This is a genomic window from Nonomuraea harbinensis (assembly GCF_019396385.1).
In the GTDB taxonomy this organism is placed as follows: Bacteria; Actinomycetota; Actinomycetes; order Streptosporangiales; family Streptosporangiaceae; genus Nonomuraea; species Nonomuraea ferruginea.
Genome location: NZ_JAHKRN010000013.1, coordinates 17224 through 32846, shown reverse-complemented (window position 1 = coordinate 32846; position 15623 = coordinate 17224). Strand labels below are relative to the sequence as shown.

The following is a 15623-nucleotide window of genomic DNA, read 5'->3' as shown; positions in this document are numbered from 1 at the left end:
CCATGAGCCGCCGGGTCGAGTTCGTCGACACCTCAGTCCTCTGCAACCTTCTCGACATCCCCGGGAAGAACCAGGACCGCGAGATGGTCTCAGGCCAGCTTGCGGACAAACGCAGCCGCTGCAGGCTGATCCTCCCCGTGACAGCGGTGATCGAGACCGGTAATCACATCGCCCAGCTGGCCGACGGCCGGCTGCGCCGCCAGTATGCCGACAAGCTCTCCCAGCTCCTGCGGCTGGTCATCGAGGGCAAGGCGCCGTGGGTGCTTCACTCCGTGGAGTGGGGGCCGGAGTTCCTGCGAGCGCTCATCGACGGGGCAGGAACCGGAGTCCCGCTGACCGATCACGTCATGAGCAAGCTCGGGTTGGGTGATCTGTGCATCCTCGCCGAACGCGAGCTTTATCAGAGACGGGTGAGCGGGGTCGAGGCAGGCATCTGGACTCTCGACGACCAGCTCAGGTCTCACGCCTGACCTCCGGGCACGGCGATCCCGTACCCGGAGGCGCGTTCAGGCGCAGACGGTGCGGACCACGTCGGCGAGGCGCTCCGCGACCTTGGAGGCTTCCTCCTCCGAGGAGGCCTCCACCATGACGCGGATCATCGGCTCGGTCCCGCTGGGCCGGATCAGCACCCGGCCCGTCTCGCCCAGCTCGACCTCGGCCTCGGTCACGGCCGACTTGAGCTCCGGCGCGGCGGCCTTGCCCCGGTCGACGCCCTTGACGTTGATCAGGATCTGCGGCAGCGCGGTCATCACCGACGCCAGCTCGCGCAGCGACCGGCCGGACCTGGCCACCACCGACAGCAGGTGGAGCGAGGTGAGCAGGCCGTCGCCCGTGGTGGCGTGGTCGAGCATGATGACGTGGCCCGACTGCTCGCCGCCCAGGTTGTAGCCCTCGGCCTTCATCCGCTCCAGCACGTAACGGTCGCCCACCGCGGTCTCGATCACGGTGATGCCCGCCTCGCGCATGGCCAGCTTGAAGCCCAGGTTGGACATGACGGTCGCGACCACGGTGTCCTTGGCCAGCGAGCCCTGCTCGTGCATGTCCACGGCCAGGATGGCCATGATCTGGTCGCCGTCGACGACCGCGCCGGTGTGGTCGACCGCCAGGCAGCGGTCGGCGTCGCCGTCGTAGGCGATGCCGACGTCGGCGCCGCGCGAGACCACGACCTGCGTCAGCTTGTCGAGATGGGTGGAGCCGTAGCCGTCGTTGATGTTGAGGCCGTCGGGCCGGGCGCCGATGGCCTCCACCCGCGCGCCGGCGCGCAGCAGCGCCTCGGGCGCCACCATGTGGGCCGCGCCATGGGCGCAGTCGACCACGACGTGGAGCCCGTCGAGCCGGGCGCTGACGGTGTCGAGCGCGTGGCTGATGTAACGGTCGGCCTCGCCGTACGCGTCACGCACCCGCCCCACGGACGAGCCGACGGGGAAGCTCCACTCCTCGCCGAGCCGCCGCTCGATCTCGTCCTCGACCGCGTCGGAGAGCTTGAAGCCGCCCCTGGCCAGGAACTTGATCCCGTTGTCGGGCGCCGCGTTGTGCGAGGCCGAGAGCATGACGCCGAGGTCGGCGCCGAGCGCGGCCGTGAGATGGGCGACGGCCGGGGTGGGCAGCACGCCGAGGCGCAGCACGTCCACTCCGGACGACGCGAGGCCGGCGACCACGGCGGCCTCGAGGAACTCCCCCGAGGCTCGCGGGTCCCGGCCTACGACCGCCACCGGCCTCCTGCGGCTGGAGCCGGTGGCGAACACGCCTGCATCGCCGAGGACATGAGCCGCCGCGACCGAAAGGTCCATGGCGAGCTCGGCCGTGAGGTCGCGCCCGGCGACCCCACGCACCCCGTCGGTGCCGAACAGCCGCGCCAAGTCAGCGCTTGCTGTACTGCGGAGCCTTACGGGCCTTCTTGAGGCCGTACTTCTTCCGCTCCGTGGCGCGGGCGTCACGGGTGAGGAAGCCGGCCTTCTTCAGCGGCGGGCGGTTGACTTCCACGTCCAGGAGCGCGAGCGCGCGGGACAGGCCCATGCGCAGCGCGCCGGCCTGGCCGGTCACGCCGCCGCCGTCGATGCGCGCGATGACGTCGAACGCCTCTTCGGCGCCGAGCACCACGAAGGGCTCATTGACGATCTGCTGGTGGACCTTGTTGGGGAAGTAGGTGTCCAGCGAACGACCGTTGATCGTCCACTTGCCGGTGCCGGGGACGATGCGCACGCGGGCGATCGCCTCCTTGCGGCGGCCGGTGCCGTACGAGTTGCCCGTGGTGACGGGCTTGCGCACGGGAGCGTCGGCGCTGGCGGCGGATTCGGTGGTGTACTCGGACGGGAACTCCTCGGTGGAGAAGTCCTCCTGCTCGGCCTCGACGGCCGTCTCGACACCGGTGGGCTCAGCCACGGTTCTCCTCTGAATCTTTCGCTTGCCCCATCGGGGGCAAGGCGTGGGGTTTCCCCACGAAAATCAAACTCGGTTCACTGCCCCTTGAGGGGCATACGGGGGACATCCCCCCGCAGGTCTACTGGGCGATCTGGGTGATCTCGAACGGCACCGGCCGCTGGGCCTGGTGCGGGTGCTCGGGACCCGCGTAGACCTTCAGCTTCTTGATCATCTTCCGGCCCAGGGAGTTCTTCGGCAGCATGCCCTTGACGGCCTTCTCGACGGCCTTGTCGGGCCGCTTCTCCATGAGCTCGCCGTAGCTGACGGAACGCAGACCGCCCGGGTAACCCGAGTGGCGGTAGGCCTTCTTCTGCTCAAGCTTGTTGCCACTCAGCGCGATCTTGTCGGCGTTGATGACGATGACGAAGTCACCGGTGTCGACGTGGTTCGCGAAGATCGGCTTGTGCTTGCCGCGGAGCAGGATCGCGACGTGGCTGGCCAGCCTGCCCAGGACGACATCGGTCGCGTCGATGACGTACCACTGACGCTGGACGTCGGCGGGCTTCGGTGAGTACGTGCGCACGGTCGTAGCCTTCTTTATGCTCGCGTCTTCGGCGCGCCGCCGGACACGGCAGCGCTATGGGGTCGGTCGGTGCGGGCACACGACGGCCCGGACCTTCCGTCTCCCGGCCCCGAGAGGGCTGTGATAGGAGATGACGCCGGACGCGCCGCGCATCGGTCTCGCGGACCTATGCACACAACGAACGAGAGGTTACCCGCCCCCGAGAGGGCAGTCAAAAGACCGATAACCTGTCGCGATTCTACCTGACCACAGAACGAATAGATTTCGGTTCCCGGCATTCCCTTCTTTACCAGGACCCGACATCTCTATCGTTGGTGGCGGTATGTGGCAGAGTTCTCACACCCGGCACACCCAGCGGCCCATCCGGCGCCGAAACCACCTGGGTGCCGTGGGCCTGCTCGCGACGGCCCTGCTCACGGGAGTGCTGCTCGGCCGGGTGTCCGGCGACTCGATGCCCGACGACCACATCTTCCTGAACGAGACCACGCCGCCCACGACGGCCCAGGCCGCCCCCAAGACCACGCCACAGAAGGCCCAGCCGCACGTCGAGCGGATCCCCCGGCAGGTTGTCACCACGACGCCGCGCGGCAAGACGGACGTCCGGCCCACCAAGAGCCCCACCGGCGAGATAGCCGGCTTCACCGACCAGGACCCGGTCTCGGTGCTCGGCGACGACGACGGCCAGTCGATCAGGAGCATGCCGGGCATGGCCGCCGACGTCGTCCGGCTCACCAACGCCGCCAGGGCGAGGAACGGCTGCCGCCCGCTCAGGACCGACGCCAGGCTCACCCGGGCGGCCCGCACCCACTCCATGGAAATGGCCCGCTCGGGGCAGTTCACCCACGAATCACCCGACGGCGCCTCACCGTGGGACCGGATGGAACGGGTCGGGTACGTCAACGGCACCGCCGAGAACATCGGCCGCGGCTACGCCTCCGCCAAGGAGGCCGTCCAGGGCTGGCTCGCCAGCCGCGACCACCGGCGCAACATGCTCAACTGCGACTTCAACGCCATCGGCGTCGGCGTCGTGTCCGGCCCCGGCGGGCCGTGGTGGACGCAGGATTTCGGACGTTCGTGACCACCTTCACGGTAATGTCTCCGCATGGGTTTTCCCGAGGAACCGCAAACCGGCACGGACGGCACCCCGCGTCGTTCTCGTAGAGACCGCCAGCCCCAGACCGACTCCGGCTTCTTCACACCCGCCCAGCCGAGTGCCGACGGGCAACCGCCATCGGGGCCGTTCTCCCAGGCCGGCGACGCTTTCACCCCTCGCCAGCAGGGCGCGCCAGGCCGGCCGGGCTCGTCCGACCCGTTCGCCTCCGGCCCCGCCACGGGCCCATTGGGCGCGGCGGGCTCCTTCTCCGGCCCACCCACCGGCCCGCTGGGCGCGGCAGGCTCCTTCTCCGGCCCGCCGACCGGCCCGCTGGGCGCGCCCGACCCGCGCGCCACCGGCCCGCAGGGACCCGGCGCCTTCCCTCAGGGCCCGCGCACCGGCCCGCAAGCGGCGGCGGACCCCTTCTCCACCGACCCGCAGAACCCGTCCGACCCCTTCGCCGCCGGCGGCCCAGGAGCGCCCGACGCGTTCACGCCGAGCAACAGGAAGCCCCCGCCCGGCGCCCCGCAGCCCGCCGCGAACGCGCAGCCGCCGTCCGGCCCTCCCGGTGACGCGCCCGGCGACGACCCGGCCGCCAAGGAGACCGGCCGCGGCAGGCGCGGCAGGGCCAAGTCCAGCAAGCCCGATAAGACGGACAAGGCAGAGCAGGCGGATAAGCCCGACAAATCCGCCGAGAAGACCGCCACCCCCCGGCAGACCTGGAGCCCCTACGACGAGGGCCCCCGCTCCCGCGGCCCGCTCTGGGCCTCGCTCGCCGGCGTCGGCGTGCTGGCCCTGCTCGGCGGCGGCCTGGCGGTGATGTTCAACGCCGACGACCCCGCCGCCGTGTCCAGCTCGGAGCGCCGCACCTCCGCCCCGCTCCCGTCGGCGCCCCCCGGCGAGTTCGGCTACGCGGGCAGCCGCAGCACGGACCCGGAGCCGCTCACCGTGAAGGAGCTCTTCAAGTCCAAGAAGATCACCGCCTCGGGCCGCGCCTACGAGATGACGATCACCAGCAAGGACAAGAAGTGCGACGACGGCGTGCTCGGCGACAAGCTCAAGAAGGCCCTCAAGGCCGGCAAGTGCACGCAGATGATGCGAGCCAGCTTCCGTGACAAGAAGGGCGAGACCATCGGCACGGTCGGCGTCGCCAACCTCAGCACGACCAAGAACGCCGCCAGGGTCGCCAAGGCCGGCGACAAGTCCAACTACGTCAAACCCCTCGCGGGCAAGGACGAGGTGACCAAGTTCCTCGGCTCGGGCAGCGGCGGCGCCAAGGTGTGGACGCACGGCCACTACGCCGTCCTGGTCTGGTTCCAGAACAAGGACGGGTCCGATCCCGACAAGACGGCATCCAAGCGACTCTTCCAGGCGGCCGAGGACATCACCAAGGCGACGGTCTTCAAGGCCCTCGACGTTCGTGCGCTGACGGGCGCTCGCGCGGCCTGAATTCTCACTTCGTACGCGAAAATCCCGCAAAAGTGACGATCGATCAGCGCGGGAACACTCATACCGGGGGAACGATCTAGAGACACTCGCTACGCTCGCCTTATGCGTGGCCAGGGACCCGGGTCAGAGCACGAGCGCAGGGAAGCGGGCAGCGCACCTCCGACGCCCCCGCCGAGCTTCGGTCGCCAGCCCCCCAAAGAGCAAGGGGGCCCACCGGCATACCCGGACGACCCCTCGGGACAAGCCTGGCTCACGGTCGAAGGCGAGCCACCCCGCGACGACGCCTGGCAACCCGCCGGCGCCGCCCCCGCCGAGGACTGGCTCTCCGTCCAGGAGTCCGGGCCCGATCCCGCCGCGTCGCGCCCCGCGCGTCCTTCGGACGTACGAGAGCCCGCGAGCGGCGAGCAGCCTGTCCCGGTCTACCCCGGTGCGCAGCCCTGGGAGGTGCAGGACGCGGACGGCGCGGCCTACGACTGGTACGCCGAGGACGACGAGTCGGCGGGCGTGCCCTTCACCCCGCCGGGCGTCCCCTGGCCCCAGCCGCCGAAGAGCTCGTGGGGTGAGCCCGCCGTCCCCGGCGCCCCCCGCTGGGAGCCTCCCCCGGCGTTCACCGCCGCGGCGGCCGGCATGCAGGTGTGGCCGGCCCCGGTCACCGGCTCCCCCGCCATGCCGCCGTGGCCCGCCGCCACCGGCGAGCTGGAGCCCGACGACGACACCCACGCTCCCCAGCGCAGCGAGCACGGCGACCCCCCGCGACCCGAGGAACCGTCCGAGCCCACATGGCAAGACTGGCCCGCCCAGCCCCCGTCGGAAGACCTCAGAGCCTTCCCGGCCACACCACCCCCCACGCATTCCGACCCCATGTGGCGCCACTGGCCCGCCCAACCCTCCGCGGAAGACCGGACCACGCCTCCACCGGCCGGATCCGAGTCGCCCGACCTCGCCGATGGCTGGGGTCCCGAGCCCGTGGCATCAGGTCCGTCGCACTACTTCGACCCGAACACCATGGCTCCGCGCCCCGTCCCGCTCAGCGCGCCGACGCCCGCCGACCACGATGCGCCTCCGCCTCCCGCACGCGAAGGCCAGCCTCCGTACGGGTCCTCCACGGAGGATCCGAGACCTCCGTACGGCGTGGAGCCGACCCGCCCCACGTACGGCGAACAGTTGGACGACGTCGAGGGCCCCACCCGCCCGGGCCAGGTGCCCCCGTTCGCCAGGAAGGGCGGGCCGGGACTCGGCGTCGGCATGCCGGTGCCGTCACCCGGCCCGAAGGGACCGCCGGCACCCCTGTTCGACCCCAAACTCTCCCCCGCCGCCCAGCAAGGCACCACCAACCCCGCCCCAGAGACGGCAGGCCCTCCGATCACCGGCAACCCTCACCCCCCGGGACCCCCCAGCCAGAGCGGGCCCCCGGGAATCCCCAGCCAGAACCCGAGCGGCACCCACCCCACGATCCCTGCCAGCGGCGATCCGCACACCACCGGAGCCTTCCGTGCCGTGAGCACTCCGCACGGCACCAACACTCCGCACACCGCAGGTGGCCCTCAGGCCGAGGGCGCCCCTGCCGGCGCGGCCGGGGCTCATGGCACGGGTGGCCCGCCCGGCGCTCCCAGGGAGCATGCCGGCCGCCGGGCCGAACCGAGTGATGTGCCCGTGTGGCCGCCCGCTCCGCAGCGCGAGGAACCGGAGCGCGACCAGCTCGACCTGCCGTTCGCCCCGGAGGTCTGGGGCCGTCGGCCCGCGTCCTCCGCGGAGCGTGAGGAACGCCCAGTGACCGCGTCCTCTGAGGTGCGCGAGGAACGCCCGGTTACCCCGTCGCCCGGGGAACGCCAGGAGCACCCGGTTACCCCGGGAGGGCGCGAAGAGCGCCCGGTGACCGCGGAGCCGGTCAAGGACGGGCTCCTCCAGGGCGAGGAACCACCGGCCTCTCCAGGCAGTGACCCCGAGGCACAAGCCGGAGCCGGCCCTCAGAACACACCCGAAGGCGTCACACCACCTGACGCCGGGCCACACCCTCCGGGCAGCGTGATCCAGGGAGTGCCGGTCCCACCTCCGGGAGGTTTCGGCAACCCCCAGCCGACCCAAGGCAACGCGCCGTACACGACCGGCTCCGCCCAAGGCCCGGCACGCGGCGGACCGCACGACACCCAGAGCCCGCCCCAGAGCGGCCTCGTCCCACCCCAGAGCCCACCACGCGGCGGTCCCATCACGCCCCTGACCAGGCGGTCCCCCAACCCGGCAGACCCCGCCGGACGGGTACCCCAGCAAGCAGACCCCGCCGGACGAGTACCCCAGCAGGGAGACCCCGGCAGACGGATGCCCGGCCACGGAGACCCCGCCGCACTGGTCCCCAGCCAAGCGGACCCCCCGGGACGGCTGCCCCGCCAAGGGGAGCTGGCCCCGTCCGGTGGCCCCTTCAGGCAGCCGCCGTTCGCGGCCATCCAGGTCCAGGAGCCGCCGAAGAGCAAGCGGGCGCTGTTCGCCACGCTCGGCGTGCTGGTGCTCGCCGGGGTCGCCACGGGCGGCTTCTTCGCCGTACGGTCCGCCAACACGGCGGCGCCGGCGAACACGGCCGCGAGCGCCCCCACGGCGAGCCCCACCTCCGCCCCGTCCGTCACCCCTTCCGCCGAGCCGTCCGGAACCTCCATGCTCAACTCGGAGATCACCGACCCGAAGACGCTGTCGCTCAAGGAGGCGTTCCCGGACAAGAAGGTGGACGCCGCGGGCGCCGCCTTCACCAGGGTCAAGTCGACCGTGGCCGACGACTGCGAGGACGCCGCGTCGGGTCCGTTCGCCGAGGCGCTCAAGGAGCAGCAGTGCAGCCGCGTGCTGCGCGCCACGTACGTCGACCGCAAGCGCCGGTACGCGGTGACCACCGGCATCGCCGTCCTGCCCAGCAAGGACGCCGCGCTGGAGGTCGACCAGGCCAAGAACCTGAGCCGCAACCTGTGGTTCCGCGGCCTCGCCGGCCCTGAGGGGTCCGGTGGCGACCGGGTGCACATCGCCGGCGGTTACGCGGCCGGGCTGGTGTGGGGCCGCTACATCGTCTTCAGCTACGCCACCCACGCCGACGGCCACACCCCGGGTGACAAGGAGAAGACCCTGGTCAAGGTGAGCAGCGAGTTCCGCGACGAGACCGCCAAGGTGCTGGAGCGCCGCATCACCGACAACTGAATCAGACTTCCAGGGTGCGCACCCGCCTGGTGGCGCTCGCCCGGTCCGCCAGCTCCGCATCGGCCGGGTAGCGCACCTCCTCCAGGCAGAGCCCGTGCGCGGGCGCCACATGCACCCCCGTGTCGCGTACGCCCGCCGCGAGCACCTGCCCGGGCCACTCGACCGGCCGCCGGCCGTCGCCCGCGGCCAGGAGCGAGCCGACGAGGGCCCGTACCATCGAGTGGCAGAACGCGTCGGCCACCACGGTCGCGACCAGCACCCCGCCGGGCTCGCGCGCCCAGTCCAGCCGCTGCAGCTCCCTGATCGTGGTGGCGCCCTCGCGCTTCTTGCAGAACGCCGCGAAGTCGTGCTCGCCGAGCAGCCGGGCGGCGGCGGCGTTCAGCGCGTCCAGGTCGAGCGGCCGGTTGTGCCACAGCACCTCGTGCCGCCGCAGCGGGTCGCAGCCGCCCGCGGCGTCGCTCACCCGGTACGCGTACCGCCGGGACAGAGCGGAGAACCGGGCGTCGAAGCCCTCAGGAGCCACCGAGACACGAAAAACACGGACATCTGGAGGGAGAACCCCGCCAAGCCTCCGCACGAGCACAGAGAGCCTCTCGTCCGTCCCCAGCGCGTGCGGCCGGTTCCCGTCAAGCCGCACCAGCACCTCGCCGGGCACGTCGACGTGCGCCACCTGCCCGCGCGCGTGCACGCCCGCGTCGGTGCGCCCCGCGACGGTCAGCACCGGCTCCGCGATCCGGAGGATCCGGCCGAGCGCCTGCTCGATCTCTCCCTGTACGGTGCGCAGCGCGGGCTGACGGGCCCACCCGGAGAACCCGCCCCCGTCGTACCCGAGATTCAGCCGCAGCCGTACCACGATCACCTCCATGCAGACACGCGGACGAAAAAGGGCCCGAACCCCGATGAGGAGGTCCGGGCCCGTCAAGCCTGATGTCTCAGGCCTCGTCCTTCTTCGCCTCGGGCGCCTCGGCGGCACCCTCGGCGGCCTCGTCGCCCTTGGCCTCGGCGGAGACTTCGGCGCTCTCCTCAGCCTTCGGCTCGGCCGGCTCCTCCGCGGGAGCAGCCGGGGCGGCGGTGCGCGTGACCGTGTTCAGCGGCTCGCTCACCAGCTCGATGACGGCCATCGGGGCGTTGTCGCCCTTACGCGCGCCGATCTTGGTGATGCGGGTGTAACCGCCGGGACGCTCGGCGAACGTCGTCGCGATCTCCGTGAAGAGGTGGTGGACGACGCCCTTGTCCTTGACGACCGTGAGCACCTGGCGACGGTTGTGGATGTCGCCCTTCTTCGCCTTGGTGATCAGGCGCTCCGCCAGCGGGCGAAGACGCTTGGCCTTGGTGACCGTGGTGCGGATCCGGCCGTGGCGGAACAGATCGGTGGCCAGGTTGGCCAGGATCAACCGCTCGTGCGCCGGGCTGCCGCCAAGACGTCGGCCCTTGGTGGGCTTGGGCATTGCTCTCTCCTTGTGAGTTAACCGCCCCGGCCGTGCCAGGTACCGGGGTCGGGCGGAAGGCCACCAGCGGCCTGCCGCGATGCGAAGGCCGCGCCGGCGAGATCCGCCGGCGCGCCCTCAACGGAAACCATCCGTGATTCCCGCCAACCGCGAAGGGCCCCAGCGAAGGACCCCGCGCGGGTCAGTACTGCTCGGTCTCGACGTACGCGCTGTCGTCGTCGTCGTAGCCGCCGCCGGCCACCGCGCTCGGGTCGAACCCGGGCGGGGAGTCCTTGAGCGCCAGCGACATCTCGTGCAGCTTCTGCTTGACTTCCTCTATCGACTTGGCGCCGAAGTTGCGGATGTCGAGCAGGTCCTGCTCGCTCCGCGCGACCAGCTCGCCCACGGTGTGGATGCCCTCGCGCTTGAGGCAGTTGTACGAGCGGACGGTGAGGTTGAGCTCCTCGATCGGCAGCGCCAGGTCGGCGGCCAGGGCGGCGTCAGTCGGCGACGGGCCGATGTCGATGCCCTCGGCCTCGACGTTGAGCTCGCGGGCCAGGCCGAAGAGCTCGACGAGGGTCTTACCGGCGGAGGCCACCGCGTCGCGGGGCTTCATGGCCGGCTTGGTCTCGACGTCGAGGATGAGGCGGTCGAAGTCGGTGCGCTGCTCGACTCGGGTCGCCTCGACCTTGTAGGTGACCTTGAGAACCGGCGAGTAGATGGAGTCGATCGGGATGCGGCCGATCTCCTGGCCGGGCTGCTTGTTCTGCGCGGCGGAGACGTAGCCGCGGCCGCGCTCGACCGTCAGCTCCATCTCGAGCTTCGCCTTGCTGTTGAGCGTGGCGATGCGCAGCTCGGGGTTGTGCACCTCGACACCGGCGGGCGGCGCGATGTCGGCGGCGGTGACCTCACCCGGGCCCTGCTTGCGCAGGTACATCACGACCGGCTCGTCGTGCTCGGAGGAGACGACGAGCTCCTTGAGGTTGAGGATGATGTCGGTGACGTCTTCCTTGACCCCGGGAACGGTCGAGAACTCGTGCAGCACTCCCTCGATCCGGATGCTCGTCACGGCCGCGCCCGGGATGGACGACAGCAGCGTGCGGCGGAGCGAGTTGCCGATGGTGTAACCGAAGCCCGGCTCCAGCGGCTCGATGACGAACCGGGAGCGCGTCTCGTCGATGGACTCTTCGAGAAGAGTCGGGCGCTGAGCGATCAGCATGTGCGGGTCTCCCCTTTTTCGTGTGGCGCCCGCTATATGACGCCACCCCGATGAAACAGCCTAGTTCTCGTACGGGATCCGTACGAGAACCAGGAAGGCGAGTGACTACTTCGAGTAGTACTCGACGATCAGCTGCTCCTGCACCTGGGTGTCGATCTGCTGCCGGACGGGCAGCTGGTGCACCAGGATGCGGAGCTTGTCGGGCACGACGCCCAGCCAGGCCGGGACCGTGCGCTCGCCGGCGGTGGCGCGGGCGACCTCGTACGGCATCAGGTTGCGCTTGGTCTCGCGCACCTCGACGATGTCGTGCTCACGAACGCGGTAGGACGGGATGTCCACCTTCTTGCCGTTGACCATGACGTGGCCGTGGCGGACCTGCTGGCGGGCGGCGTCGCGCGACTGCGCGAAACCGGCGCGGTAGACGACGTTGTCGAGGCGGCTCTCCAGGATCTGGAGGAGGTTCTCGCCCGACTTGCCGCTCTTGCCGGCGGCTTCCTCGTAGTAGTTGCGGAACTGCTTCTCGAGGACGCCGTAGATGCGGCGGGTCTTCTGCTTCTCGCGAAGCTGAAGCTGGTACTCGGACTCCTTGGGGCGTCCGCGGCCGTGCTCACCCGGCGGGTAAGGACGGATCTCGATGGGGCACTTGGCGGACTCACACTTGCTGCCCTTGAGGAAGAGCTTGGTCTTCTCCCGGCGGCAGAGCTTGCAGTCCGCGCCCGTGTAACGAGCCATTTCTCTGTATCTCCTGGGCTAATTCAGACGCGGCGGCGCTTCGGCGGCCGGCAACCGTTGTGCGGAACCGGGGTGACGTCCTGGATCGAGCCCACCTCGAGGCCGGTGGCCTGGAGGGAGCGGATCGCGGTCTCACGGCCGGAGCCGGGACCCTTCACGAAGACGTCGACCTTGCGCATGCCGTGCTCCATGGCGCGGCGGGCGGCGTTCTCGGCGGCCATCTGAGCGGCGAACGGGGTGGACTTACGGGAGCCCTTGAAACCCACGTGGCCCGCGCTGGCCCAGGAGATCACGTTCCCGTTGGGGTCGGTGATCGAGACGATCGTGTTGTTGAACGTGCTCTTGATGTGGGCGTGCCCGTGAGCGACGTTCTTCTTTTCCTTGCGGCGCACCTTCTTCGGCGCGCCCTGACGGCTCTTAGGAGGCATTGCTTGCCTTCAACTCCTGAGGTCTTCGGTCCGCGGCTGTGGACTACTTCTTGCCAGGCTTCTTCTTGCCGGCCACGGTCTTCTTCTTGCCCTTGCGGGTGCGCGCGTTGGTCTGCGTGCGCTGACCGTGGACGGGCAGGCCCTTGCGGTGCCGAATGCCCTGGTAGCAACCGATTTCGATCTTGCGACGGATGTCGGCCTGGACCTCGCGGCGCAGGTCACCCTCGATCTTGAAGTTCGCCTCGATGTAGTCACGCATCGGGACGAGCTCTTGGTCGGAGAGCTGGTGCACACGCAGGTCGGGGCTCACACCGGTGGCCTGGAGAATCTCCTGGGCGCGGGTGCGGCCGATGCCGTAGATGTAGGTGAGAGCGATCTCCAGCCGCTTGTCGCGGGGGAGGTCGACGCCAACCAGGCGAGCCATGGCGGGCATTCTCCTTCGTTGTGGCGGAGGTCTTGCGCGCCACTTCCCCTCCCCATGCCCGGGGTGGAGGGCCCCGGCCTCCGACCGGGGGTCTCCCGAGTGGTCCAGGTCTCTGACGAGACCTGCCTGCCCGGGTGTGACACGCGCTTACGTTGCAGACTTCTCATGCGTCGAGCCCGCACCCTGATCGGGGCGGACTCGGAGAAGCCTTGCGGCGACTAGCCCTGACGCTGCTTGTGGCGCAGGTTGTCGCAGATCACCATGACGCGACCGTGCCGGCGAATAACCTTGCACTTGTCGCAGATCTTCTTGACGCTCGGCTTTACCTTCATTGTCCTTTATGTCCTCAGACGTCTTATTTGTATCGGTAGACGATCCGCCCACGACTGAGGTCATAGGGGCTCAGTTCCACGACTACCCGGTCGTCCGGCAGAATCCGGATGTAGTGCATCCGCATCCGTCCGCTGATGTGGGCCAGGACCTTATGGCCGTTGTCGAGCTGCACCCGGAACATGGCGTTCGGGAGCGACTCAACCACAGTGCCCTCGATCTCGATGGCGCCGTCTTTCTTGGCCAAAATCCCTCGCGTTTCACTGATCGATCGTCTGAGGCTCCGGTTCACTAGCAGCCGCGACCTCACGCTTCGGAGAGAGCGGCGACCGGCAAGGGCCGCCGACGCGTGACAGTCTTAGTGAGCCGACAAAGAAGTGTACGGCACCATGGCGGAAAACGCGAAAACGCGTGCCAGATGTCCCGACACAACCACTCGCCAGTCTACCCGACCCTCCTACCGCCTCGGGCCGTCTTCCCCCCGCGCGCCCGTACGTGATGACCCCCGGCACGACGGAAGGCCCGCCGGGGAGCGGCGGGCCTTCCTGGGCTCACGGTCAGTAGATGCGGTGCACCGCGCCGCAGTACTTGGTGGGGCCGCCCCAGCAGGTGTAGGTGTAGAGCTTCTTGATGTCCCGCTTGCTCCAGATGTGCTTGTGGGAGCCGTTCCAGCGGTAGAAGTGCTTGCCGATCTTGCCGCTCTTGTACTCGTAGCGGAACCAGACGTAGCCGTGCTTGGACGTGGACTCCTTGCCGTACCACTTCGTGTAGACCTTGCCGCCCGACTTCCAGGTCTGGCCGTAGGTGTAGGCCTTCCTGTTGCTGGAGTAGTACTTGCCCCACGTGCCGGCGGTGGCGGAGGCCGCCTGCGTGGTGGCCGGCGCCGAGGCCGCCTGGGCGGCGGGAGCGAGGGCGAGACCGGTGAGGGCCATCGAACCGGCGAGAGCGGCTGCCGCAAAGACCTTGCGCATTTCGTTTCCTCCGTGAGTGGTGTTTCTCGACACCGTTCACGTTAGGAATCCGCGCGGTTTCGTTCTGTGGACGAATACGCAGAGCGCACTAGTGCACAGATGGAGGCGTCTACTTCCGCTGCTTGCCGTCTCCGAAGATCGTGCTCACCAGCAGAATCGCGCCCCAGGGACCCATCACCCACAGCGGCCACGGGTAGACGAAGTCACCCGACGTGACGCTGACGATGAGCCAGATGACCCAGTTGATCGAGCTGGCGGCGGCCCACGCGCTCCAGGCGGCCATCATCCCCGGATGCATGCGGCGGGCGGGGACCTCCTGCTGAGGGATCTTGGCGGGGAGGTTGCGCAGGTCGACGTCGGGCAGGTCGGCGGTCAGCTTGGCCAGGTCGCCGTAGGTCCTGCTCTTGTAGAGCTCCTCCAGCCGCTCGTTGAACTCGTCCATGGTGATGCGGCCCTGTGCGGTGTGCTCGCGCAGCAGGGCTGCCACCCGGTCACGGTCGACGTCGGACGCGCGCATCTCGGGGCTCTGCGCCATTCCCACTCCCGGGCTCGGGTCTACGGCTGCGAAAGGCGCTCTTTGCCCCCATCAAGAGCAGTGAGCACCCAAGGACCATTATGTGTCACCGCGACGCTGTGTTCGAAGTGCGCGGACGGCTTGCCGTCGACGGTCACCACGGTCCAGTCGTCGCCCAGCACGCGGGTGCGCTCCGAACCCAGGTTGACCATGGGCTCGATGGCCAGGCACATGCCGGCCTCCATGACCGGGCCGCGGCCGGCCTTGCCGTGGTTGGCGATCCACGGGTCCATGTGCATCTCGGTGCCGATGCCATGGCCGCCGTACTCAGGCGGGATGCCGAACCTGCCCTGCGACTTGACGTACCGCTCGATCGCGTGGCCGATGTCGGAGAGATGGCGGCCGGGGCTGAGCGTCCTGATGCCGGCCCACATCGCCTCCTCGGTGATGCGGATCAGCTCCAGCAGCTTCGGCTCCACCTCGCCCACCGGGACCGTGACGGCCGAGTCGCCGTGCCAGCCGTCGAGGATGGCGCCGCAGTCGATCGAGATGATGTCGCCCTCGCGCAGCTTGCGCGCCTCGGTGGGGATCCCGTGGACCACCTCGTTGTTCACCGACGCGCAGATCGTCGCGGGGAAGCCCTGGTAGCCCTTGAAGGACGGGATAGCGCCCTCGTCCCTGATCGCCTTCTCGGCGATGACATCCAGGTCGAGCGGGGTCATACCCGGCTCGACCGACCGCTTCAGCAGTTCGAGTGTGCGCCCGACCACCAGGCCGGCAGCGCGCATCTTTTCCAGCTGCTCGGCGGACTTGACCTGAATTCCATGCTTGTTTCGTTTGAACACGTACGGCACCCCCAAGGGCTTCAACGGGCAACATGGGAGCCCAATTCCCCCCACAATAGCCGCGAGGTGGCAC

General features: G+C 69.6%; 19 protein-coding genes. 4 read left to right on the top strand and 15 right to left on the bottom strand.

The window, feature by feature from the left end; all coding sequences use genetic code 11:
- Positions 1–2: 2 nt before the first annotated feature.
- Complete coding sequence (locus tag KME79_RS16080; protein ID WP_219545107.1) at positions 3–470, top strand: hypothetical protein; 468 nt, start codon at positions 3–5, stop codon at positions 468–470.
- A gap of 36 nt (positions 471–506) precedes the next feature.
- Here the strand turns inward: KME79_RS16080 and glmM are convergent, their stop codons facing one another.
- From glmM to rplM, 3 genes are all read right to left on the bottom strand, one after another.
- Complete coding sequence (gene glmM, locus KME79_RS16075; protein WP_148036806.1) at positions 507–1859, bottom strand: phosphoglucosamine mutase; 1353 nt, start codon at positions 1857–1859, stop codon at positions 507–509.
- A 1-nt stretch (position 1860) separates the two neighbouring features.
- Positions 1861–2382: a 30S ribosomal protein S9 gene (gene rpsI / locus KME79_RS16070; protein ID WP_148036805.1), complete on the bottom strand. Its 522-nt coding sequence runs from the start codon at positions 2380–2382 to the stop codon at positions 1861–1863.
- 118 nt (positions 2383–2500) lie between these two features.
- The gene (gene rplM, locus KME79_RS16065; protein ID WP_219545106.1) at positions 2501–2944 is read right to left on the bottom strand and encodes a 50S ribosomal protein L13; all 444 of its coding nucleotides are present in this window, start codon (positions 2942–2944) and stop codon (positions 2501–2503) included.
- A 388-nt stretch (positions 2945–3332) separates the two neighbouring features.
- Between rplM and KME79_RS16060 the strand changes: the two genes are divergently transcribed.
- Positions 3333–4022 (top strand): CAP domain-containing protein, encoded by a 690-nt coding sequence (locus KME79_RS16060; RefSeq protein WP_219545105.1) that lies wholly within the window; start codon positions 3333–3335, stop codon positions 4020–4022.
- Between the two features lie 24 nt (positions 4023–4046).
- Positions 4047–5486, top strand: coding sequence for a hypothetical protein (locus KME79_RS16055; RefSeq protein WP_219545104.1), 1440 nt, complete (start codon positions 4047–4049; stop codon positions 5484–5486).
- A 467-nt stretch (positions 5487–5953) separates the two neighbouring features.
- On the opposite strand, the gene KME79_RS16050 is transcribed toward KME79_RS16055, so the two are convergent.
- Positions 5954–6202 (bottom strand): hypothetical protein, encoded by a 249-nt coding sequence (locus KME79_RS16050; protein ID WP_219545103.1) that lies wholly within the window; start codon positions 6200–6202, stop codon positions 5954–5956.
- A gap of 1600 nt (positions 6203–7802) precedes the next feature.
- Between KME79_RS16050 and KME79_RS16045 the strand changes: the two genes are divergently transcribed.
- Entirely contained in the window at positions 7803–8660 is an 858-nt protein-coding gene (locus KME79_RS16045) for a hypothetical protein (protein ID WP_219545102.1), read from the top strand.
- Between the two features lies 1 nt (position 8661).
- Here KME79_RS16045 and truA read toward each other — a convergent pair whose 3' ends face one another.
- The 11 genes from truA to map form a co-directional block, all read right to left on the bottom strand.
- Positions 8662–9525, bottom strand: a complete 864-nt coding sequence (gene truA, locus KME79_RS16040) for a tRNA pseudouridine(38-40) synthase TruA (RefSeq protein WP_219545101.1) — start codon at positions 9523–9525, stop codon at positions 8662–8664.
- 67 nt (positions 9526–9592) lie between these two features.
- On the bottom strand, positions 9593–10108 hold the full coding sequence (gene rplQ / locus KME79_RS16035; protein WP_219545100.1) for a 50S ribosomal protein L17: 516 nt from the start codon (positions 10106–10108) through the stop codon (positions 9593–9595).
- 181 nt (positions 10109–10289) lie between these two features.
- A complete protein-coding gene (locus KME79_RS16030; RefSeq protein WP_055506403.1) occupies positions 10290–11306 on the bottom strand; it encodes a DNA-directed RNA polymerase subunit alpha in 1017 nt (338 codons plus the stop codon).
- 105 nt (positions 11307–11411) lie between these two features.
- Positions 11412–12038 (bottom strand): 30S ribosomal protein S4, encoded by a 627-nt coding sequence (gene rpsD / locus KME79_RS16025; RefSeq protein WP_148036798.1) that lies wholly within the window; start codon positions 12036–12038, stop codon positions 11412–11414.
- Positions 12039–12061: 23 nt separating this feature from the next.
- Positions 12062–12466, bottom strand: coding sequence for a 30S ribosomal protein S11 (rpsK, locus tag KME79_RS16020; protein ID WP_020542285.1), 405 nt, complete (start codon positions 12464–12466; stop codon positions 12062–12064).
- 43 nt (positions 12467–12509) lie between these two features.
- Complete coding sequence (rpsM, locus tag KME79_RS16015; RefSeq protein WP_148036797.1) at positions 12510–12890, bottom strand: 30S ribosomal protein S13; 381 nt, start codon at positions 12888–12890, stop codon at positions 12510–12512.
- Positions 12891–13108: 218 nt separating this feature from the next.
- Positions 13109–13222 carry a 50S ribosomal protein L36 gene (rpmJ, locus tag KME79_RS16010; protein WP_003956441.1) on the bottom strand — a complete coding sequence of 38 codons (114 nt, stop codon included), beginning with the start codon at positions 13220–13222 and terminating at the stop codon, positions 13109–13111.
- Positions 13223–13245: 23 nt separating this feature from the next.
- The gene (gene infA, locus KME79_RS16005; protein WP_012887858.1) at positions 13246–13467 is read right to left on the bottom strand and encodes a translation initiation factor IF-1; all 222 of its coding nucleotides are present in this window, start codon (positions 13465–13467) and stop codon (positions 13246–13248) included.
- Positions 13468–13777: 310 nt separating this feature from the next.
- On the bottom strand, positions 13778–14191 hold the full coding sequence (locus KME79_RS16000) for a hypothetical protein (RefSeq protein ID WP_219545099.1): 414 nt from the start codon (positions 14189–14191) through the stop codon (positions 13778–13780).
- A 109-nt stretch (positions 14192–14300) separates the two neighbouring features.
- Positions 14301–14726, bottom strand: coding sequence for a DUF1707 SHOCT-like domain-containing protein (locus KME79_RS15995; RefSeq protein WP_219545098.1), 426 nt, complete (start codon positions 14724–14726; stop codon positions 14301–14303).
- A gap of 20 nt (positions 14727–14746) precedes the next feature.
- Positions 14747–15550 (bottom strand): type I methionyl aminopeptidase, encoded by an 804-nt coding sequence (map, locus tag KME79_RS15990; RefSeq protein WP_148036794.1) that lies wholly within the window; start codon positions 15548–15550, stop codon positions 14747–14749.
- Positions 15551–15623 lie beyond the last annotated feature (73 nt).